The sequence below is a fragment of the Occultella kanbiaonis genome (assembly GCF_009708215.1).
GTDB classification, from domain to species: domain Bacteria; phylum Actinomycetota; class Actinomycetes; order Actinomycetales; family Beutenbergiaceae; genus Occultella; species Occultella kanbiaonis.
The window spans coordinates 756,248-777,080 of the sequence record NZ_CP046175.1; the positions used below are offsets into that span (position 1 = coordinate 756,248).

General features: G+C 72.1%; 13 protein-coding genes. 3 read left to right on the forward strand and 10 right to left on the reverse strand.

The annotated features are described in order from the left end of the window. The first annotated feature begins 2 nt into the window (after positions 1-2). Together GKS42_RS03285 and GKS42_RS03290 are read left to right on the forward strand one after the other, a co-directional pair. Entirely contained in the window at positions 3-3,095 is a 3,093-nt protein-coding gene (locus GKS42_RS03285; RefSeq protein ID WP_154792548.1) for a glycoside hydrolase family 2 TIM barrel-domain containing protein, read from the forward strand. A 2-nt stretch (positions 3,096-3,097) separates the two neighbouring features. Next, on the forward strand, positions 3,098-5,842 hold the full coding sequence (locus GKS42_RS03290; RefSeq protein WP_154792549.1) for an alpha-L-rhamnosidase: 2,745 nt from the start codon (positions 3,098-3,100) through the stop codon (positions 5,840-5,842). A 76-nt stretch (positions 5,843-5,918) separates the two neighbouring features. Here GKS42_RS03290 and GKS42_RS03295 read toward each other — a convergent pair whose 3' ends face one another. The 5 genes from GKS42_RS03295 to GKS42_RS03315 form a co-directional block, all read right to left on the reverse strand. Continuing rightward, positions 5,919-6,584 carry an aspartate/glutamate racemase family protein gene (locus tag GKS42_RS03295; RefSeq protein ID WP_154792550.1) on the reverse strand — a complete coding sequence of 222 codons (666 nt, stop codon included), beginning with the start codon at positions 6,582-6,584 and terminating at the stop codon, positions 5,919-5,921. A gap of 44 nt (positions 6,585-6,628) precedes the next feature. Beyond that, entirely contained in the window at positions 6,629-8,611 is a 1,983-nt protein-coding gene (locus tag GKS42_RS03300; RefSeq protein ID WP_154792551.1) for a glycoside hydrolase family 127 protein, read from the reverse strand. Continuing rightward, complete coding sequence (locus GKS42_RS03305; protein ID WP_154792552.1) at positions 8,605-10,023, reverse strand: four-carbon acid sugar kinase family protein; 1,419 nt, start codon at positions 10,021-10,023, stop codon at positions 8,605-8,607. Before GKS42_RS03305 ends, GKS42_RS03300 begins: the two co-directional genes overlap by 7 nt. After that, positions 10,020-11,267: a RuBisCO large subunit C-terminal-like domain-containing protein gene (locus GKS42_RS03310; RefSeq protein ID WP_154792553.1), complete on the reverse strand. Its 1,248-nt coding sequence runs from the start codon at positions 11,265-11,267 to the stop codon at positions 10,020-10,022. Before GKS42_RS03310 ends, GKS42_RS03305 begins: the two co-directional genes overlap by 4 nt. An 84-nt stretch (positions 11,268-11,351) precedes the next feature. Further along, positions 11,352-12,695, reverse strand: coding sequence for a pectinesterase family protein (locus GKS42_RS03315; protein WP_168217735.1), 1,344 nt, complete (start codon positions 12,693-12,695; stop codon positions 11,352-11,354). Positions 12,696-12,916: 221 nt separating this feature from the next. On the opposite strand from GKS42_RS03315, the gene GKS42_RS03320 reads away from it, so the two are divergent. After that, positions 12,917-14,242, forward strand: a complete 1,326-nt coding sequence (locus tag GKS42_RS03320; protein ID WP_154792555.1) for a glycoside hydrolase family 28 protein — start codon at positions 12,917-12,919, stop codon at positions 14,240-14,242. Here GKS42_RS03320 and GKS42_RS03325 read toward each other — a convergent pair. Genes GKS42_RS03325 through GKS42_RS03345 form a run of 5 tightly spaced genes read right to left on the reverse strand, consistent with a single transcriptional unit; the run spans position 14,126 to position 20,833 of the window. Further along, on the reverse strand, positions 14,126-16,222 hold the full coding sequence (locus tag GKS42_RS03325; protein WP_154792556.1) for a hypothetical protein: 2,097 nt from the start codon (positions 16,220-16,222) through the stop codon (positions 14,126-14,128). The two genes, GKS42_RS03320 and GKS42_RS03325, sit on opposite strands and share 117 nt — an antisense overlap. Beyond that, positions 16,219-17,325 carry a sialidase family protein gene (locus GKS42_RS03330; RefSeq protein WP_154792557.1) on the reverse strand — a complete coding sequence of 369 codons (1,107 nt, stop codon included), beginning with the start codon at positions 17,323-17,325 and terminating at the stop codon, positions 16,219-16,221. The genes GKS42_RS03325 and GKS42_RS03330 overlap by 4 nt, the downstream gene beginning before the upstream one ends. A 55-nt stretch (positions 17,326-17,380) precedes the next feature. Next, a complete protein-coding gene (locus GKS42_RS03335; RefSeq protein WP_154792558.1) occupies positions 17,381-18,454 on the reverse strand; it encodes an ABC transporter ATP-binding protein in 1,074 nt (357 codons plus the stop codon). Continuing rightward, a complete protein-coding gene (locus GKS42_RS03340; protein ID WP_154792559.1) occupies positions 18,451-19,593 on the reverse strand; it encodes an ABC transporter ATP-binding protein in 1,143 nt (380 codons plus the stop codon). The genes GKS42_RS03335 and GKS42_RS03340 overlap by 4 nt, the downstream gene beginning before the upstream one ends. Continuing rightward, positions 19,571-20,833 (reverse strand): ABC transporter permease, encoded by a 1,263-nt coding sequence (locus GKS42_RS03345; protein WP_210769303.1) that lies wholly within the window; start codon positions 20,831-20,833, stop codon positions 19,571-19,573. Before GKS42_RS03345 ends, GKS42_RS03340 begins: the two co-directional genes overlap by 23 nt.

Consider the following 20,833-nt stretch of genomic DNA (forward strand, 5'->3'; position numbering starts at 1 on the left):
CCATGCAGACCACCCCCGGCGCCCCGCTCGCCGACCTCCCCACGCTGCCCGGGACCGACTCGCTGCCGGTCCCGCTCGCCTACCACGACGACCCGGTGCCCGGCGCGGGCCGGCGACGCCCCCGTGCACAGTTCGGCTCCGACGCGGCCCGGCTGAGCCTGAACGGCGACTGGGCGTTCACGCTGGCCCCCACCGCGGCCGGCACCGGCCCGACCTTCACCGACCCCGACCTCGACGACGGCGGCTGGGGCCGCATCGACGTGCCCTCGCACTGGGTGCTGCGTGGCCACGGGGACCCCCTGTACACGAACACCGCGTTCCCGTTCCCGATCGCCCCGCCGCACACCCCGACGGCGAACCCCACCGGGGACTACCGGCGCACCTTCACGCTGCCCGCCGGGTGGCGCCGGGACGGCAGCGTGCTGCGGTTCCAGGGCGTCGACTCCTGCGCGGCGGTCTGGCTGAACGGGGTGGAACTCGGTCATTCCAAGGGCAGCAGACTGCCGTTCGAGTTCGACATCGGGCCGGCCCTGCGAGAGGGATCGAACGTGCTCTGCGTCCGGGTGCACCGATGGTCCTCCGGCAGCTACCTCGAGGACCAGGACATGTGGTGGCTGCCCGGGATCTTCCGCGACGTGGAACTGCTCGAGCGCCCCGCGGCCGTCGACGACGTGCACGTGCACGCCGACTACGACCACCGCAGCGGCGCCGGGACCCTGCGGGTGGAGGCCACCGATGCCGACGGCGCACCCGTGTTCGCCCTGATCGACGTCCCGGAGCTCGGCGTGAGCGCCCTGCCCGCCGGGACCGCCGTCCGGATCGACGGCGTGCAGCCGTGGAGCGCCGAGGTGCCGCGTCTGTACCGCGGCACGGTGCGCGCCGACGGGGAGCGGATCGAGGTCGCGATCGGGTTCCGGACGATCAGCGTGGCCGACGGCGTCCTGCGCGTGAACGGCGTCCGGGTGCACCTGCGCGGGGTGAACCGGCATGAGCACGACCCGGATCACGGACGGGCCCTGAGCCTCGAGACGATGCGCCGCGACATCCTCATGATGAAGGCGCACAACATCAACGCCGTGCGCACCTCGCACTACCCGCCGCACCCGGAGTTCCTGCGCCTGTGCGACGAGCTCGGACTGTGGGTGGTGGACGAGTCCGACATCGAGACGCACGGGTTCATCTACGCCGGCTGGGAGGGCAACCCGCCCGACGAGCCGGCGTGGACCCCGGCCCTGCTGGACCGGACCGCACGGATGGTCGAACGGGACAAGAACCACCCGTCGGTGATCATCTGGTCGCTCGGTAACGAGAGCGAGGGCGGCGCCGGGTTCGTCGCGATCGAGGCGTGGCTGCGGGACCGGGACCCGAGCCGGCCGCTGCACTACGAGCGCGACCGCACGTACGCCCAGTCCGACTTCTACTCGCTGATGTACCCCTCGCTGGAGGATCTCGCCGCGATCGCGGAGCGGACCGAGGAGACCCCCGAGGCACTGGCCGAGAACGCGGAACTGGAGCACCGCCGTCGGGCACTGCCGTTCCTGCTGTGCGAGTACGCGCACGCGATGGGCAACGGACCCGGCTCCCTCGCGGACTACCAGGAGATCCTGGAGTCCTCGGACCGGATGGCCGGCGCGTTCGTGTGGGAGTGGATCGACCACGGGTTCCGCGGCCGCACGCCCGACGGCGTCGAGTACCTGCGCCACGGCGGCGACATCGACTACCGGCCCAACGGCGGCTCCTACTGCATCGACGGGCTCGTCCGCCCGGACCGGGTACCCTCGCCCGGGCTGCTCGAGCTGGCGAAGGTCCTCGAGCCGGTCCGGTTCGACGTGGACGCCGACGCCATCACGGTGCGCAACCACTATGACGTGCTCGACACCGGCCACCTCGCCTTCACGTGGGAGCTCGCCCGCGACGGCGTCGCGCTCGCCGCCGGGGACCTGACCGTGCCGGTCCTCGCACCCGGGGAGCAGGCACGGGTCGACCTGCCCGCGGTGGTGGGACGTGAGTCCACCACGACCGCCCCGGGCGAGGTGTGGCTGACGGTCTCCGCGCGCCTGGCGCACGCGACGCCCTGGGCCGACGCGGGCCACGAGATCGGCTGGGGTCAGGGCCAACTGGCGCAGGAATCCCGTCCGCGCACGCTGAGCCAGAAGGTCGCGCCCGAGGCAGACGGTTCTGCGGTTCTGTCTCAGGCGGCCTCCTCTGCCTCAGCGGATCCGGGCATGCTGGTCGTGGGGGCGGCCGTGCTGGACGCCCGCACCGGGGACCTGCTCAGCCTCGGCGGGCTCGACACCGGCGGACTCCGCCTGGACATCTGGCGCGCGCCGACCGAGAACGACCGCGGCCAGGGAGAGCTGAACAACCTCGCGAAGGTGTGGCGCGCCGTCGGGCTGGACCGGATGCTGCACTCGGTGACCGACGTCGGGGCGGTCGACGGCGGGGCGTGCGTCCGCGCCCGGCTCGCCCCGGCCACGCAACCGTTCGGGCTCGACCTCGCCTACACCTGGACCGCCGGGCACGGCGCACCGTCGGCCGGGGACCCGGGGGACGTCACCCTCACCGTGGACGTGACCCCGTACGGACCCTGGCACGACGTCCCGTACGGGCACCACGAGGTGACCCTGCCGCGGCTCGGGGTACGCCTCGGCCTGCCCGCCGCCCTGGCTCGGGCCACCTGGTTCGGCCTCGGACCGGGGGAGTCGTACGTCGACTCCCACACCGCGGCGAAGGTGGGCCGGTACTCCACGTCGATCGACGACCTCGGGTTCGAGTACCTGGTGCCCCAGGAGACCGGCAACCGGCACCGCGCCCGCTGGTTGGAGCTCACCGGCGCCGGCACCACCGGCCTGCGCGTGGCAGGCGCGCCGACGTTCGACTTCACGGCCCGGCGCTGGTCCACCGAGGCCCTCGACGCCGCGAGGCACCCGCACGAGCTGCGGCCGGAGGACCGGCTGTACCTGCACCTGGACCTGGCCCAGCACGGGCTCGGCAGCTCGTCGTGCGGTCCGGCCACCCCCGACCGGTACCGGGTGCACCCCGAACCGACCCGGTTCTCCCTGACCTTCAGCACCCCGTCCCAGAAGGAGCAGTGACGATGACCTCCGCCGGCCCCGCCGCGACCACCTCGGTCCTTGAGCCCTACGCGCTGCGCGTGGAGCACCTCGAGAACCCGATCGGCCTCGACGAGCCACGGCCCCGGTTCGCCTGGCGGCTGCGGACCAGCGGCGCCGGAACGCGGCAGGCCGGCTACCGGGTCGTCGTGTCCGGCGGGCGCGGGGAGACGGCCTGGGACAGCGGCCGGGTCGCCTCGGACGACCAGTTCGAGATCGGCTACGCGGGCGTCCCGTTGCGGCCGTTCACCGGCTACACCTGGACCGTGCAGGTCTGGGACGCCGACGGCGTCGCGGGCGCGGGCGCGGAAGGAACCTTCGAGACCGGGCGCCTCGAGCGGCCGTGGGTGGCCCGCTGGATCGGTCGCGACCGTCGGGACCGGCCCGCGTTCCTCGCCCCCGCCGACGACGACCTCACCTGGAACACGCGCGGCCTGCCCGCGCCGTCGCTGCTGCGCACGACGTTCGACACGGCGCGCGCCGTCACCTTCGCACGCCTGCACATCACCGCCCGTGGCCTGTACGAGGCACGCATCAACGGCCGACTCGTGCATGACACCGCCCTCAACCCGGGCTGGACGGACTACCAGCGCCGGATCTTCTACCAGACCTACGACGTCACGTCCGTGGTCCGGACCGGGTCCAACGCCATCGGGGTGGTGCTCGCCGACGGCTGGTGGAGCGGCTTCGTGGGCTACGACGCCCGCAACGCCGGCCGGCTGTACGGGACCGCACCCGCGCTGCTCGCCGAACTGCACCTCACCCTCGCCGACGGCTCCACCCAGGTGATCCGCACGGACGAGACCTGGCGCGAGTCCGCCGGCGAGTGGCTGCACGCGGACCTGCTCATGGGGGAGGGTGTCGACGCCCGCCGCCGGCCCGAGGGCTGGGACGCCCCCGGCTTCGACGACGCGCGCTGGCGCCGGGCGCTGCCCTTCGGCGACGACACCGCGACCGTCACCGGAGCCACCACCCCGCCGATCCGCACCGTGGCCGAGGTGGCCCCGGTGAGCGTGCGGAACGACGCCGACGGCGCAGCCGTGATCGACTTCGGCCAGAACCTCGTGGGGCACCTTCGCCTGCGGATCCGGGGCGCCGCCGTCGGGCAGTTCATCGAACTGACCCACGCGGAGATCCTCGACGACGACGGCCGGCTGTACCTGGAGAACCTGCGCCGCGCCGAGGCACGCGACATCTACTACGCCCGCGGCGACGCCGAGGAGACGTTCGAACCCCGGTTCACGTTCCACGGGTTCCGGTACGCGCGGATCGCGGGACTCGGTGCCGAGCTGGACCCGGCGGACGTGCGCGCCGTGGTGATCTCCAGCGACCTCGAGGAGGTCGGCGCGTTCGACTGCGACAGCCCCGACGTGCTGCAGATCGTGTCCAACACCCGATGGAGCCAGCGCGGCAACTTCCTGTCCGTCCCGACCGACTGCCCGCAGCGGGACGAGCGGCTCGGCTGGCTCGCCGACGCCCAGGTGTTCGCGCCGACCGCTGCCCGGGCGAGCGACGTGTCCGCGTTCTTCGCCACCTGGATGGTGGACGTGGTGGCGGGGCAGAGCCCGGACGGCGCCTTCGGCGACATCGCCCCGGCCGGCCCGTGGATGGGGGAGGGGGCGCCCGCGTGGGGAGACGCCGGCACGATCATCCCGATGATGTTGTTCGACACGTACGGGGACCGGCGCCAGCTCGCGCAGTCCTACCCGGCGATGGTGCGCTGGGTCGAGCACATCCGCCGCGCGAACCCGGACCTGCTCTGGCGCGAACGGGTCGGGTCGAACTACGGCGACTGGCTGCACGCCGGTCCCGAGACCGCGCGGGACGTGCTCGCCACCGCGTACTTCGCGAACTCCGCCTCCCTGGTGGCGCGGGCCGCCGCCATCCTCGGCCACGCCGAGGACGAGCTTCGGTACACCTCGCTCGCCCAGGAGATCCGGGACGCGTTCGTGGCCGAGTTCGTGCGTGAGGGGATCATCACCTCGGACACCCAGACCTGCTACCTGCTCGCCCTCGACTACGACCTGCTGCCGGCGGACCAGGTGCCGGGCGCCGCGGACCGGCTCGTGCAGCTGGTCCGCGCGGCGGGGAACCGGCTCACCACCGGCTTCGTGGGGGTGTCGAAGATCTGCCGGGTGCTGAGCGCCCATGGCCACGACGACGTCGCCCACGCGCTCCTGGCCCAGGAGGAGTACCCGAGCTGGCTGTTCCCGATCCGGCACGGCGCCACCACGATCTGGGAGCGCTGGGACGGCTGGACGCCCGAGGGAGGATTCCAGTCCGCGAACATGAACTCCTTCAACCACTACAGCCTCGGCGCCGTGGTCGACTGGATCTATGCCACGCTCGGCGGCATCGACCGGGTACCCGGTTCGGTCGGCCACCGGGAGGTGCTCGTGCGGCCCCGCCCCGGCGCCGGCGTGAGCCGCGCCGCGGCCGGCCAGGAGACCCCGCTCGGCCGGGTCGCGACGTCCTGGGAACTCGTCGACGGCCGGTTCAGCCTGGACGTGGAGCTCCCGCCGGGCGCTCGTGGCGTGCTCTCCCTCCCGACGGCGGACCTCGCGTCCGTCTCCGACGGTGCCGGTGGGAGCGTGGCCGGGGAGGTCGCGGTCGGGCCGCACGGGGAGGTCGAGATCCGGGTCGGTGGCGGCCGGCACCGCGTGGTCGTGGACGGGGTGGCCCCGGGCGTGCCTGCCCCGGCCGGCACACCCCTTCGCGCCGCCCGGTGACCCGATCCTCGACCTAGTACGTCGCGGTCCGAGATCGGCCCTCGGCAGGGCCGATCTCGACCGTGCGGGCACTAGGTCACGCGGCCGGAGGCTCCGGCTCGGCGAGCAGCTCGGCCACCCGGCGCAGACCCAGCTCGGGGCTGGTCAGCACCGGCACCGCCACGTCCACGGTTGCGGCGGCCCCGGCCATCGAGGCCTGGGCGAGCACCACCACGTCCACGCGTGTGGCCCACTCGACGATCGCGGCGCCGACGAGCGCGTCGTGGCGCGCCCGGTCCCCGCCGGAGACGGCCTCGAACGCGCCCGCCACGATCACCTCGTGCAGCTCCGGGCCGGCCCCCGCCAGCGCGGCGCGCTCGCGCAGCAGGGCCGCCGTCGGGGCGAGCGTGGTGGGCAGCGTCGCGACCACGGCGATCCGAGAGCCCGAGGCGATGGCCTCGTCCGCCATCGCCTCGTCGATGCGCAGCACCGGGATGCCGAGCTCGGCCGCCAGACCGGCCGCGTACCCCGAGATCGACGAGCACGAGAAGACGACCGCGTCCGACCCGGCGGTGCGCGCGGCCCGGCCCAGGTCGAGCAGGCGCTCGCGGACCCCGGTGCCCTCGGCGTCGCGGCCGAGGTCGGCGACGATCTTGTCGTCGAGCAGGTGGTGGACCTCGGTGCCGGGCAGGTGCGTGGCGGCGAGCTCGGTGAACGTGCCGATCACGACGGCCCCGGTGTGGATGAACGAGATTCGGGTCATGGCTGTGCCTTCCTTGCCTTCTGGGCCGTGTTCGGAGGTGCTGGTCACCGCAGCCGCGGCAGCCAGACGGACATCTCGCCGGGGCCGCGGTTGGCCCACCGGGCGTACGGGACAAGCGTCAGCGGCAGCGGCACGGGCGACTCCTCACGCAGTTCGCCGTACAGCGAGCCGGCCGCGACCGGGCTCGGGATCCGGACGGCTTCGGTGTGCAGGGTGACGTAGTCGGTGAGGATGCCCGCGCCGTCGGCCTCGCTCCAGTGCGCCCCCGCCGGCACGTGGACGGACTCCACGCCCACGCCGTCGGGCAGGTCCGCGCTCTCCACGCAGTACACGAGGGGCCCGCGCATGATGGCCACCTGGTTCGTCGCCTCCTCCACGAAGTGGTGGGCGACCATCGTGCGCACCCGCAGCGGGATCTCGACGAGGATCTCCTCGTCGGACCAGGTGCGCTCGATCACCGCGTAACCGCCCTCGACGGCGGAGGTCGCCTCGCCGGCCACGCTCACCGTGGTCTCGGGTGCCCAACCGGGCACGCGCACGCGCACCGTGGCTCGCACCGGAGCCTGCGCCCGGACCCGGATCCGCACGGTGCCCTCGCTCGGGTACCGGGTGGTCTGCGTGACCTCGACGGGCACGCCGCCGATCGTGAGATTCGCGGTGCCGGGCAGGAACTGGTGCACCCAGAGCGCGTCGGTGCCCTGGGAGTAGGCGTAGTACGGCAGTTCCGCGATGACCCGCGCGATGTTCGGCGGGCAGCAGAAGCAGTTGGTCATGTACTCCTGGCGCAGCCGGTGGTCCGAGGCCGGGGGCGTGGTCCGCTCCGGGTCGCCCGCCCGCCGCATCTGGTACGGGAGGTCGCGCACCGCGCGCATCGGGTTCGTGTAGAAGTAGCTGGAGCCCTCCGCGCCGATCATCGCCGGCAGCGAGTTGAACAGGACCCGCTCGATCTCGTCGGCGTACTTGGCCTCGCCGGTCAGGGCGAGCATCCGCCAGGACCAGAGGACGAAGCCGAGCGTCGCGCAGGACTCGTTGTACGCCGTCGTCTGCGGCAGCTGGAACGGCCGACCGTAGGCCTGGTGCGTCTTCGTGATCGTGGAGTAGTCCTGCCCGGCGTCCGGCGAGGCACCGTCGTACACGGCGCCGCACCCGCCGGTCAGGTACAGCTTCGCGGAGACGACGTCCTGCCAGAGCGCCTCGACGGCCTCGCGGAAGGCCGGGTCGCCGGTCTCGAGGGCGTAGTCGGTCATGCCCGCGAACAGGTAGTTCGCGCGCACCGCATGCCCGGTCGCGACGTGCTGGGACTGAACCGGGTGGACGTCCTGGTTGTCGTCGCCGCCGGCCGAACCCTTGCCGCCGTGCAGCTCGAGCAGCCTGCGGGCGAGGTCGAGGTAGCGGGCGTCGCCGGTGCTGCGGTAGACCTCGATGGTGCCCATGTAGTGGGAGGGGCAGATGTTGCAGTCCGCGAGGGCGTCGGGCCGTTCCTGTGCGGCTCGGACGAGGAAGTCGGCGGCGCCGAGCGCGGCGGCGTAGTAGGTGTCGGAGCCGGTGAGCCGCTTGTGCAGGCAGCCGAGGGTCATCAGGTGGCCGAGGTTGTAGGTCTCGAACTGGAGCCGGTCGGTCAGCGGTGCGACATCCTCGCCCCGGTTCGCGGCGATGGTCGTCCTCGTGTGGACGTACCCGTCCGGTCGTTGCGCGGCGACGATGGCGTCCGCGGCGTCGGCGACCCGGCCGGCCAGGCCAGGCGCGTCCGGCTCGGCCACGACGGCGGCCTCGATCCACTTGTAGAGGTCGCCGTCCATGAACGGCGCGGCGTGGTGCTCGCCCTGCGCGCGGCCGGCCGCGATGCGGAAGTTCTCCACGGCGTGCGCGATCGCGGGGTCGAACATCAGGTCGCCCATCGAGGGGATGGTCACCTCGAGGGCGTTCGCGCGCAGCCGACCGAGCGGCCCGTGGGCGTCCATGGTCACCGACGACGGCGGGACCGAGGTCATCACGGCGTGCGGGCTGGCGGTGGTGTCGGTCAGCATCGGGCTGGCTCCTCCATCGGGTCGCTGGTGGTCGAAGCCCGGCCGAGCCGGACGTCCTCGAACAGGTCCTGGTGGCCCATCTGGCCGCCCTTGAGCACCATCGCGGCGCCGTCGTACGGATGCCCGGAGGCGTGGGCGCGGCACAGCACCACGTTGCCCCACGGGCGCGCGGAGATGGTCAGCGCGTCCACGTCGAGACCGCGGAGCAGGTGGCCGCTGGTGTCGCCCCCGCAGACCAGGAGCCGGGTGCGTGGCGCGGCGCGCAGCCGGGCCCGGCCGACCTCGGCGAGGTCGGCGACGACCCGGTCGGAGGGGACGGGCTCGCCGCCGGGAGTGGTCGAGTGGAACACCGTGTTCGCGCCACCGGCATGGGCTGCGACCGCCCGCTCGACGGCGCCCGGCTCGCGCAGGTCCACGGCCGTCCAGCCAGCCCTGGTCGCGGCCAGGATCTGCTCCCAGGTCCGGGCCGACCGGCTGCCGGAGAGCGCCAGAACGGCGCCTTCGGCCGGGACGACGGCGGAGCCCAGCCGGTCCTGCGCGGTCCGGTTCGTGTCGGGCCGGGCCCTCGCGAGGACGCGGCCAACGCCGAGGCTCAGGCCGCCGGCGCCGAGCACGAACCGGGGCCGGTCGCCCGGCAGGAGCAGGATCGCCGCGCCGGCCAGGTCGAGGTGGTCGGCGGTGAAGGCGTCCAGGACCACCGCGGCCGCGCCGGTGGCGGTGATCGCGAGGGCGACGGCGTCGGCCCGGCCGACCCGCGGCGCTTCCGCGGAAGCGTTGTCGGCGGTGAGCGCTTGCGCGGAAGCGGCTCCGGCGCGGTGCGAGCCGACCCGGGGGGCGACGCTCGCGCCCGACGCGGGCTCCGCCGTCGGACCGTAGTTGCGCCAGTCCAGCGCGGCGATCGGCAGGTCGGTCTGGGCGCCGAGATGGCGCACCAGGTCGGACTCGGTGCTCGGGGTGACCGGATGCGCCCTCATCGTGGGTTGCCGGTCGAGCCGGAACACCCGCTCGCCGTCGCTGGCGAAGTGGTGCCCGAAGAACGTGTAGCGGCCGAAGTCCGGCTGGGCGAACAGCACCGGGACCGGTCGCTGGCCGAACACCTCGCGCCCCAGTTCGAGGACGCGACCGAGGCTGCCGACAACCGGGGAGGAGTCCGCCGTCGAGCAGGCCTTGTACTGAACGATCGGGGCGCCGCGGCCGGCGAACCAGCGCAGCGCGGGGACCACCTCGGCGGCGAGCTCCTCGGTGGGCAGGGAGCGGGCGACGCCGGCGATGCCTACCACGTCGTGATCGTCGCCGAGGCGTTCGGCAGCGGCCACGGACGTGGCGAGCACGCCGGTGAGTCCGGCGGCGCGCAGCTGCAGCAGGGCATCCACCGAGCCGGTGAAGTCGTCCCCGTAGAAGCCGAGCCTCATCGGGGCGGCCCGAACGCGGTCAGGGCCGCCGCGAGCTCCGGCACGGACGCCGCGCGCGCCTCAAGGGTCTCGCCCGCGAGCGCCGCCGACCACGCCTCGCGCATGGCCCGGACCCCGGCCGCCGAGCCACCCGGGTGCCCGTGGATGCCGCCCCCGGCCAGGACCAGGAGCCGATCGGTGCCGACCCGTTCGTAGGTGCGCGTGGCCAGCGCGGCGGTCTGCCCGGAGGAGAGCACCGGGACCGCCTCGTACCCGCCGAGCAGCGGGGCGCGCACCGCCGCGATCGAGGCCAGGACCTGCTCGTCGCTCTCGTAGAACTTGTTGCTCAGCCCGTTCGTGTGCACGTGGTCGGAGCCGGCCAGGCGGGAGAGCTTCTGGAACACCATGAAGTCGATGCCGACCTGGGGCGAGCGCGAGTACGCGCCGAACATCGTGCGGTGGCCGTGGATCGGGAGCTCGGCGTGTGCGCGCAGGTACTGCAGCCCGGCCAGGCCGACGGTGTTCACGCAGATCATGACGCAGGTGCCGCCGGCGGCCTTCACGAGGTCGTGGTTGGCGGCCAGCCGATCGATGTCGTCGGTGATGTTGAACGCGTACATCGGCATCCGGCCGTTGCGGTCCGCGGCGCGATGCAGCGCGTCCGTCACCACGCGGACCCGCTCGGCCAGCGGCAGGTTCGGGGCGTTGCCCTGGAGCTCGTCGTCCTTGATGAAGTCGATGCCCGCGTCCGCGAGCTCGGTGACCAGCTCGCCCAGCTGCTCGGCGCTCAGCCCGATGCTCGGCTTGACGATCGTGCCCAGCAGCGGGCCCTGCGCGCGCCCGGTCAGTGCGAGGGTGCCGTCCCAGCCGAACGCCGGCCCGGGGTACCGCTCGGCGAACGCCGCCGGCAGGTCCAGGTCCACCAGGCGCAGCGCGCCCGCCTCCCGGATCTCGAACAGGTTCCCGGCCACGGCGGCGAGCAGGTTCGGGATCGACGGCCCGAAGTTGTGCAGGGGGAACTCGATGCTCACCCGCGCCCGGCGGGCCTCGCGCCAGTCCCCGGACGCACCGGGCAGCGGGGGCCGCCCGCTCAGCGGCAGCTCCTCGATCCCGACGACCCGCGCCGCGTACCGCCGTTTGAGCTCCTCGGTCTCGCGGGCCACCGCGACGAACGTGCCGCTCGACTGCTCGCTCGCCATCACCGCCGCGGTGCGCTCCAGGGGCATGGCGGTCTCGATCTCGTAGACCGCGGTGACAACGCTCATTCAGGCTCCTTCGCGCGGCCGGCCCGGCGCCCGGACCGACTCCGGTCAAGGTTATGCATGAATGACTGGACGTGCAAACACCGGTCAGCGCGGATCCCATCCGCCCAGGATGCGCGCAGGGTCGCGCAGCCGTTCGGCCTCGTCCGCTCCGAGCCGGCGGGCCACGGCAGATCGCATGCCCAGGTCGATCGGGTGCCCGTCGAGCGTGCTGCTGCCGCACTCGCGCAGGCGCAGCCGGCTCGTGTCCCAGCGTCCGGTGACGTCAGTGGTGACCCATCCGTCGGCGGCGATGTGGGCGTCCATGGCAGCATCGACGAACACCACCTCGCTCCCCGCGAACCGCGACAGTTCGACTCGGCTCAGGTAGCTGCTTCCGTCCGGCACGGTCGGCGCCCTGGTCAGCCTGACGTTGACGAACACGGCTCCCGGGCCGTCGTCGACATTGCGGATCTGGGTGTAGTAGCCGGGACCGAGTGCCTTGAGCTCGGTGTCCTCGATCAGGATGCCGCCGGTGCCCCAGACGAAGTCCACGTCGCCCTCGATGTAACTGTCGACGACGTAGCCGCTGCCCTGCAGGCGCAGCGTGTCCTGATGGCTGAGCAGTGAGACCCGCCGCAGCCTGATCCTCTTCCCGTTGCCACGGAACGCCTCCGCCTGTCCGCCGCCGACGGGGGTGCTGTTGCGGATCGTCAGATCCTCGACCGTCACGTCGTCGGCGTCGACTCCGACGACGGCGCGCCAGCAGTTGAACCGGTCGGACCGGTCCAGCACTCGCTTCGGGCAGCAGCTGGTATCGATAGGCTGCCCGCGCATCGCCGCGTCGCCGTTCAGCGGGTCGTTGTTCGGATAGTCGATCACCGTCCCGTGCCGGTCGGCGCCGCGGAGCGTGAGGTGCGGCCTGGTCGGTGGCACGTAGACGATCTCCCGGTAGGTTCCGGGGGAGATCGTGATCAGGACCTCGCGGCCGTTGCCCTCCGGTACCGAGTCGACGGCGCCCTGCACCGTGCAGAAGTCGCCGTGCCCGGCTGCATCCACCGTCAGTTCGGTCGCGCCGGGCAGGGCAGGTGTGCGGGTGTGGAAGTGCCAGCCGTCCTCGATGGTGATGCCGTCGTGCCCGTGCACGAAGCCCGGGTCCATCGTCACCACGAAGTCCTCGTCCGGATCGAGGGTGCGGTGCAGCGTGAGGAGGACCTCTTCGCCCTCGACGAGCACGGGATGGTAGTTCCACCAGTGGAGCTCGCCGTGATCGGACCGGGCGGAGCCGATCTGCCGGCGCCCGACCCCAGGGTCGGCCAGGTCGATCGTGTCCACCACCGTGCCGTCGCCGCGATGCACCCGCAGCCGGCCGCGCCGGCCGATCTCCACCGGGTGCTCGAACCGGAGGCGTAGCGGCGCGTCCACGCAGACGCCGTCGCCGGTCGGTGACACCCGCGCACCGCCACCGGTCGGCGGGGCGGTGGCCGCTTGCGGCCCCATCGTCACAGCGACCCGCGAGGGGGCCGGGAAGTGGCAGGCATAGGCGCACTATACGCATTTCGCGCTAGTCTGGATGCGCAGATCGCGCAGTTCGGCTGGAGGACGGTCCCGGACCGGACCGTTCCCCAACGGCGCTGCTGTCGATCCGCCCCCCTGCCCTCGAGAGGACGACGATGAGCGACGGCGGCACTGCCCGCACCGGGACCGTGGACCAACGCGCGGCCGAGATCCTGCGTCGGGTATCGCCTCCGGTGTTCGCCGACCGCGTCCTGGAGGTCACCGCGTTCGGGGCCGTCGGGGACGGGGCGAGCGACTGCACGGCCGCGATCGCGGCGGCGATATCGGCCTGTTCGAGGGCCGGCGGTGGGCGCGTGCTGGTGCCGGCCGGGAGGTTCCGGACCGGCCCCGTGCACCTGCTCGACGACGTCGAACTGCACCTGGCCGCCGGTGCGGTGCTGGCGTTCAGCCAGGAGTCCGCCGACTACCTGCCGGCGGTCCGCACCCGGTATGAGGGCGTGGACTGCTTCAACTATTCTCCGTTCCTCTACGCGATCGGTCGACGGAACATCGCCGTGACCGGAAGCGGGGTGGTGGACGGCGGTGCCGACGAGCAGCACTGGTGGAACTGGGTCAAGGCGCCGGCACCGCACGAGGGCCCTGCGAAGCAACGTCTCCTGGCCGCGGCGGCCGCCGGGGTGCCGATGGCGGAGCGGGTGTTCGGGGTGGGGGACCACCTGCGCCCGAACCTGCTCCAGTTCGTCGATTGCCAGAACGTACTCGTCTCGGGTGTCACGTTCCGCCGTTCGCCGATGTGGACCATCCATCCGCTCCGGTGCACGAACGTCACGATCCGCGGCGTCGTGGTGGACAGCCACGGACCGAACAACGACGGGTGCAACCCGGAGTCCTCGCGCGACGTGCTGATCGAGGACTGCACGTTCGATACCGGTGACGACTGCATCGCGATCAAGGCCGGCAAGGGGCCCGACGGGTGGCAGGCGGGGGAGTCCACGGCCGGCGTGGTGATCCGGGACTGTCGGATGCGGGCCGGTCACGGCGGCGTCACCGTGGGTAGCGAGACCAGTGGGGGCATCTCGGACGTGGTGGCCTACCGCTGCCGGATGTCCAGCCCGGACCTGGGCCGTGCCCTTCGGATCAAGTCCAATCCCGAGCGCGGCGGCCACATCCGGGACATCCTGTTCGCGGACATCGAGGTCGGTGAGGTCCGCCAGGCCGTGCTCGAGGTGGCCCTGGACTACGGCCGGGTGACGGCGGGTGGGCACCCTCCGTACGTCTGCGACATCGAGGTGCTCAGGGTCACCGCCGAGGCCGCCGGATGCGCCGTTCGGCTGATCGGGCTGCCGGACGCACCGATCCGTCGGCTACGTCTGCGGGACTGCTCGTTCGAGCGGCTCGCCGGCCCGGACGTCGTCCGCCACGTGGTCGACGCCGACCTCGGCCCCGGCCGCGGTGAACCGGAGCAACTGCCACAGCGGTAGCGCGATCACCCAGGACGGGTTCCAGGTGTTGCTGTGCCCGCGGTCCTGCCAGTTGGTGACGAAGAACGCCTCCCCCTGCTCGCCGACCACGTCGAAGCCCCACTCCCCGGGAGCGGTGCACACCCCCTGGCCCATCGTTGCCATGATCGTCCGGGCCCATCGCTGCAGCCCGACGTCACCGGTGAGCCGACCCAACCGCCACAGGTCGAAACTGGGGAAGAACACGTCCAGATGGTGGTTCTGCACGCTCACGCCGGGCCAGCCGATCGCACTGAAACCGGCATCGCGCAGCGGCGCCCCACGGTCGTGCTGCGGATTCCAGTGATAGACCCAGCTGAGCAGCCAGTCGGCCACCACCCGGGCGCGCCCGAGGTACCGGTCGTCGCCGGTCAGGTCGTACAACGTCATCAGGAGTTCGAAGTAGCCCATCCCGCCCTCCTTGTCCTCGCACGCGGCGTCGAGGGTGGAGTGCGCGAACGGCCGGTCGAAGGTGCGGGCATGGAGCACGTGGTAGGCATCGGCAAGGTCGACCGCACGTGTCAGCAGGTCCGGACGTGCGCAGGCCTCGGCGGCCAGGGCAGCAGCCCGGACCGCGGGGATGCCGGCCGACCAGGGCGCGTCCGGGAGCGGTCGGCCGTCGGCGGTCCAGCCGATCGGCACCAGCCCCGAGGGGGTGGTCGTCGCGGTGACGAACTCGGCGGCCTCCGTCAGGGCCGTCGTCCAGCCGGGCGGCACCGGTGCCCCGTGGTGGCGTAGCAGCGAGATCAGTTCGGCGAGGTCCGCCATGGTCTCGCCGTGCGCGCGGGCGGAGACGATCTCGCGGCCCCGGCAGCGCAGCCCCTGCCAGCGCCGGTCGTCGTGGACATAGGAGTTGTACCGCAGTCCCGGTACGCCGGTGTCGGATCCGCTCAGATAGAACTCGACGGCGGCACGTGCGCGCTCGAGCCGGTGCGGCTCGCCCCGCTCCAGACCGACGCGGGCGTCGCACCACGCCAGGCGTAGGCACTGCCCGGTCCAGCCGTAGAGGAAGTCCGTGACCGCGCGGCCCGGCCTCGACCGCGGTTCGCCCCAGGCCGGGAACTTGAGGTAGCCGGCCACCGGGCCGTCCGCGAACGCCCGCGCATCCAGTGCGGCGACCCGCAGGTCGAGATGACGGCGATCGTCCAGGGGGCCGCCGAGGGTGCGCTCGCCACCGCCGAACAGGTCCCGGCCGATCCGGACCAGCTCGCGGAACCCGTGTCCCGGTGCGGTCCGTCCGCGGACGACGACGAACCGTTGGTGCAGCGAGTCCCCGGGCGCCAGGTCCCGGTACCCGGCCGTGGTGGCGGCGGTGCGAGCCTTGTGCACGTAGGTGACGTCCGGCTCGCCGTCGAACAGGGTGACGCCGCTCAGGCCGAGCGCGTGGGTGTCGTCGCCGCTCACCACGCCCAGCGAGCCGTACCGCACCCGACCCTGCGTGTCCTCGTCCGGGTCGGGGAGCGAGACCAGGGTCAGGGACTCGCCGTGTTCGTCCTGCAGGCAGACGGCCGGGATCGGTAGCCGGTGCACCTCGGTGACGAACCCGCCCCTGCTCACGTGCGGCACCACGCGGTCGGGGTCCGCCGAGGGGTTGTCGTGGTGGATCACCTGCGGGATCGTGACCCGGGCCCGGGCAGGTCCGCTCAGCCGCAGCCCGACCACCAGGTCGACGATGGGGGACCCGGTGTCGTTGCGCCAGTGCAGGTCGAGCTCGAGTCCGCGCTCACCCGGCCGGGCGAACACCTGGACCCGGAGCGGTCCCACGGATCCCTCCACGAGTACGGCGCCGCCGCTGGGGCGCACCTCGGCACCGGTCAGCCCCGGGACGCACGTCCGCCACGGTCGCCCCGTGGACACCACGAGCATCCGGTCCAGCAGGTCGGTCCAGTCCGGTAGCTCGTCGTGCTCCGCTCCGCCGGTGACGTACCTGACCAGGTCGGGTCCGCTCGGGCCCTCGCTCACGTCGCGTCCCCCGTGGTGTCCAGGGCCAGGCCCCCCTCCTGCTCCCCAGCGATCCAGTCGGGCTCGAGTCGGACGTGCTTGATGGTCTTGCGGAGGTAGGAGTAGGCGACCTGGAGGGCGCCGTCCGACGTCTGGATCATCGCTGGGTAGGAGTAGCCCACCGGGGCGTCCTTGTACTCGATGTCCGCCACCTGGAGGTTGCGCTGGAGCGGCCAGGTCCGACCGCCGTCCTCGGAGACCGCGAGCGTGAGCGGTGTGCGGACCGCCTTCTTCCGCCAGCCGTCCCCGGACGGCACGAACCGGAACTGGTCGCGTTCCATCGTGGCGTCGTTGAAGACGGCAGCGAGCCGGCCGTCGGCCAGGGCGATGTGGTGCAGCGCCGAGTTGTTGTTCGCAAGGGCCGTGCGCACCGGGGGCGTCCACGTGCGGCCAAGGTCGGTGGACTCGGAGGAGTAGGCCCGGTCGGCGGCGCGTGAGCGGAACAGACCGAGCAGGCCGCCGTCGGGCCTGGGCGCGATGCTCATCTGCACCCGGTGCCGGCTGCCCGGGACCTCGACCACCTGCCAACTGTGTCCGTCGTCGGTGCTGCGGGCGACGACGCTGTACTCGCCTCCGGCGTCCACCTGGTAGGCCGGTAGCAGCCAGGTGCCGTCGGGCAGGAAGAGCGGTGGGTTGCGGAGGAAGAAGCCTGGCCCGGCGAACAGCGTCCGTGGGTCGGACCACGTGAGCCCGTCCTCCGAGGTGCGTACCAGGACGTGTGCGTCCGTGCGGTCGTGTGGTGTGTTCGAGGTGTGCAGCAGCCAGATCCGGCCGTCGGGCGCCCGGAACAGCACCGGGTTCTGCTCGGACCGGTCCGGGTCGGCGGCGATCAGGACCGGCCGGGACCACTCGTCCGTGCCCGCCGCCAGGCGCGCGAGCACGACGTTCGTCTCGCGGTCACCCTCCTGGGGTCCGTTGAACCAGGCGCAGAGCAGGTCGCCCCCGCTCGTCTCGGCCAGGGTCGCGGCGTGGCTGTCCACATCGTGCAGTACCGGCAGGAGAGCCTCCCGCAGTCGCGGGTCGGTCGCTGACGGCGTGAGTCGTCCGGTCAGTCGCGGGTCCATCGCAGTCCTTCGGTGATCGTCGTGTCATCGGTCGGGACAACTCTCAGGAGGCACCTCATGCGGCACCGAGGTCCTCGATCCCGCGCAGCCCGAGCTCCTCGCTGAAGTGGCAGGCCACGCGGCGCTCCGGCGCGACCTCCCGCAGCGACGGCACCTCGGTCTCACACCTGTCCTGCGCGTACGCGCACCGGGTGCGGAACGGGCAGCCGGACGGGACGTCAGAGGGATCGGCCACCTCGCCCCTGAGCACGATCCGCTCCCTGCGCTTGGCCGCGTTCGGGTCGGGGTTGGGGACGGCCGAGAGCAGGGCCTCGGTGTAGGGGTGGTGCGGCCGGCGGTACAGCTCAGCCGTGGGCCCGGTCTCCACGACGTGACCGACGTACATCACCACGACCTCGTCGGCCATGTACTCGACCATGCCGAGATCGTGGGAGATGAACAGGTAGGTCAGGTTCTCGTCGGTCTGGAGGTCCCTCATCAGGTTCAGGATCTGGGCGCGCACCGAGACGTCGAGAGCGCTCACCGCCTCGTCGGCGACCACCAGCCGTGGGTCGAGGGCGAGCGCCCGCGCCAGGCCCACCCGCTGCCGCTCGCCCCCGCTGAAGGCGTTCGGGTAGCGGCGCAGGTACTCGGGGCGCAGGCCCACCCGGGTCAGCAGCGCGGCCACCCGGTCCTCGACCTCCGACTCCTTGACGACCTTGTTGACGCGCAGTGGCTCGCCGACGATCTCCGCGAGGGTCATCCGCGGGTTCAGGGAGGAGAACGGGTCCTGGAACACCATCCTGATGTCCGGGCGGTAGGGCTTCAACTGACGTTCGGTGAGCGGTGCGAGGTCGACCACCCTGCCGTCGGCGCGCCGGTAGAGGATCTCACCGGAGGTTGGTTCGTGCGCGCGCAGGATGCACCGGCCCAGCGTGCTCTTCCCGCACCCGGACTCACCGACCAGCCCCACGGTCTGTCCCTGCTTGATCTGCAGGTCCACCCGGTCCACGGCCTTGACGTGGCCGGAGGTTCGGCCCCACATGCCCTTCGTGATCGGGAAGTACTTGCTCAGCTGCCGGGTCTCGAGGAGCACGTCTGACGTGTCCGGCCCGGCGGTCTCGCTGACAACGTCGGTGTCCTGGCTCATTTGTCCTCCTCGTACAGCACGCAGCGAACCTCGTGGCCCTGCTCGTCGCGGATCAACGGTGGTGGGGCGGTGTCGCACCGGCCGGGCTGGAAGGAGTCGCACCGGTCGTTGAACGGGCAGCCGCTGGGGCGGGCGAAGGGATGGGGCACCATGCCGCGCACCGGCGCCAGCCGGATGTCGCGCCCCTGCCCGAGCTTCGGTATCGAGCGCAGCAGCGCCCGGGTGTAGGGGTGGCGGGGCGCCCGGAAGATGTCCGCCAGGTCCCCTCGCTCGACCACGTTCCCGAGGTACATCACCGCCACGGAGTCGGCGAGCTGGGCGGCCACGCCGAGGTCGTGCGTGATCAACATGATCGCCATGTCGTGCTCGTCGCGCAGGGATGCCAGCAGCTCCAGGATCTGGGCCTGGGTGGTCACGTCCAGCGCGGTGGTCGGTTCATCGGCGATCAGCAGCTCGGGGTCGCAGGACAGTGCCATCGCGATCATCACGCGTTGACGCATGCCGCCACTCAGCTCGAAGGGGTAGGCGTCCACCCGCTTCTCGGGTGCGGCGATCCCGACCCGGCGCAACAGGTCGATCGCGCGTTCGCGGGCCGCCTGCTTCGGCATCGGTTCGTGCAGCTGGATCGCCTCGATGATCTGGTCGCCCACCCGGTGCACGGCCGACAAGGACGTCATCGGCTCCTGGAACACCATGGCGATGCGCTTGCCGCGGACCGCCCGGATGAGTTCCGGCGCGGCGCCGATCAGGCCGACCATGCCGTCCGGGCCGTCGGTCGTCGCGGCCTCGAGCGCTGCCTCGCGACGCCGCCGGCGGCGGGACCGTCCGGAACGGCCGGTCATGCGCTCCAGGTCGGTGGTGGGCGGGCGGGGTACCCACACCTGACCACCGACGATTCGCCCTGGGCGATCCACCAACTGCAGGATCGAGCGGGCCATCACACTCTTGCCGCATCCGGACTCACCGACCACGGCCAGGGTCTCGCCACGACGGATCGTCAGGTCCACTCCGTCGACGGCGGTGACGACGCCGTCCTCGAGCTGGAACTCGGTGCGCAGACCGGTCAGCTCGAGCACCGGCGGAGCGTTCGGGTCCAGCCGGCGGACGGTGGTCTGGTCACTTGTAGGGGTCTGCAGCATCACGCAATCCATCTCCGACGAAGTTCATGGCCAGGACAGTGACGAAGATCGCGAGCCCGGGCAACAGGAGCCACGGTGCCGTCTCGATCGTTCGGATGTTCTGCGCGTCCTGGAGGAGCACACCCCAGCTGACGGCGGGCGCTTGGAGACCGAGCCCGAGGAAGCTCAGCGAGGTCTCGGCAAGGATCATTCCTGGTACGGCCATGGTGAGCGAGGCGATCACGTGGCTCGAGAACGACGGCACCATGTGGCGGAAGATGATCCGCGGTCTACTGCAGCCATCCAGCGATGCGGCCGTGATGAAGTCCTCCTCCCGCAGGGAGAGGAATTTCCCTCTGACCTGTCTGGCCATACCGGTCCAGCCGATCACCGACAGGATCGCGGTGATCGCGAAATAGCGAGCTGTTGGGCCCCAGGACGCCGGGATCGCAGCCGAGAGTGCGAGCCACAGGGGCAGGGTCGGGATCGCCATCAGGAACTCGATGATCCGCTGGATCAGCGTGTCCGGCTTACCTCCGTAGTAGCCCGAGATGCCGCCGAGCGCGATGCCGAGGATCAGGCTGATGGCCACGCCGACCAGCCCGATCGACAACGACACCCGGGAGCCGTACAGGATGCGGCTCAGTGAGTCACGCCCGGCCCGGTCCGCGCCCCACAGGTAGAAGGGCTGGTCCGGGTCCTCGGGCCCGATGAGGTGCACATCCATCGGGAAGACGCCCCACAGCTCATAGGGCTCGCCCCGGACGAAGAACCCGACCGGGATGTGGCTGTCCTCGTCGATCTCGAACTCGTTCGCGAACGTGTCCGGGTTCTGCGTCACCGTGAAGCCGTTGACATGGAGGCCGAAGCCCTCCGTCGGGTGGGAGATGTGCAGCGCCTGTGGCGGAGCGTACGCGAACTGGGCGTCCTGGGCCGTGGCGGTCGAGGGGGCCAGGAACTCGGCGAACGCCATCACGAGGTAGATGGCCAGGACGATCCAGATCGAGACGTACGCGACCTTGTGCCGGCGGAAGCGCCGCCAGACCAGACGCCACTGCGAGGCCGTTCCGCCCCTGGCCAGCGCAGCTCGGGCAAGCTCGGCTTCGGGGCCGGTGGGGTGGTCGGCGCCGGAGTCAGGGAGCGGGATCTCCATCCCCTCCTGGCTCATGATGGCACCCACGTCGGCCGGGTTCGGCTCGTCCCACACGTCCGTTGCCGTGCTGGACGTCCCGGTGACCGGACTATCTGTCCTCTCCGTCAT

Coding starts and splice junctions, on each gene's coding strand:
- GKS42_RS03285 (WP_154792548.1), top strand. CDS start 3: ATGCAGACCACCCCCGGCGCCCCGCTCGCCGACCTCCCCACGCTGCCC.
- GKS42_RS03290 (WP_154792549.1), top strand. CDS start 3,098: ATGACCTCCGCCGGCCCCGCCGCGACCACCTCGGTCCTTGAGCCCTAC.
- GKS42_RS03295 (WP_154792550.1), bottom strand. CDS start 6,584: ATGACCCGAATCTCGTTCATCCACACCGGGGCCGTCGTGATCGGCACG.
- GKS42_RS03300 (WP_154792551.1), bottom strand. CDS start 8,611: ATGCTGACCGACACCACCGCCAGCCCGCACGCCGTGATGACCTCGGTC.
- GKS42_RS03305 (WP_154792552.1), bottom strand. CDS start 10,023: ATGAGGCTCGGCTTCTACGGGGACGACTTCACCGGCTCGGTGGATGCC.
- GKS42_RS03310 (WP_154792553.1), bottom strand. CDS start 11,267: ATGAGCGTTGTCACCGCGGTCTACGAGATCGAGACCGCCATGCCCCTG.
- GKS42_RS03320 (WP_154792555.1), top strand. CDS start 12,917: ATGAGCGACGGCGGCACTGCCCGCACCGGGACCGTGGACCAACGCGCG.
- GKS42_RS03330 (WP_154792557.1), bottom strand. CDS start 17,325: ATGGACCCGCGACTGACCGGACGACTCACGCCGTCAGCGACCGACCCG.
- GKS42_RS03335 (WP_154792558.1), bottom strand. CDS start 18,454: ATGAGCCAGGACACCGACGTTGTCAGCGAGACCGCCGGGCCGGACACG.
- GKS42_RS03340 (WP_154792559.1), bottom strand. CDS start 19,593: ATGCTGCAGACCCCTACAAGTGACCAGACCACCGTCCGCCGGCTGGAC.
- GKS42_RS03345 (WP_210769303.1), bottom strand. CDS start 20,833: ATGACGGAGAGGACAGATAGTCCGGTCACCGGGACGTCCAGCACGGCA.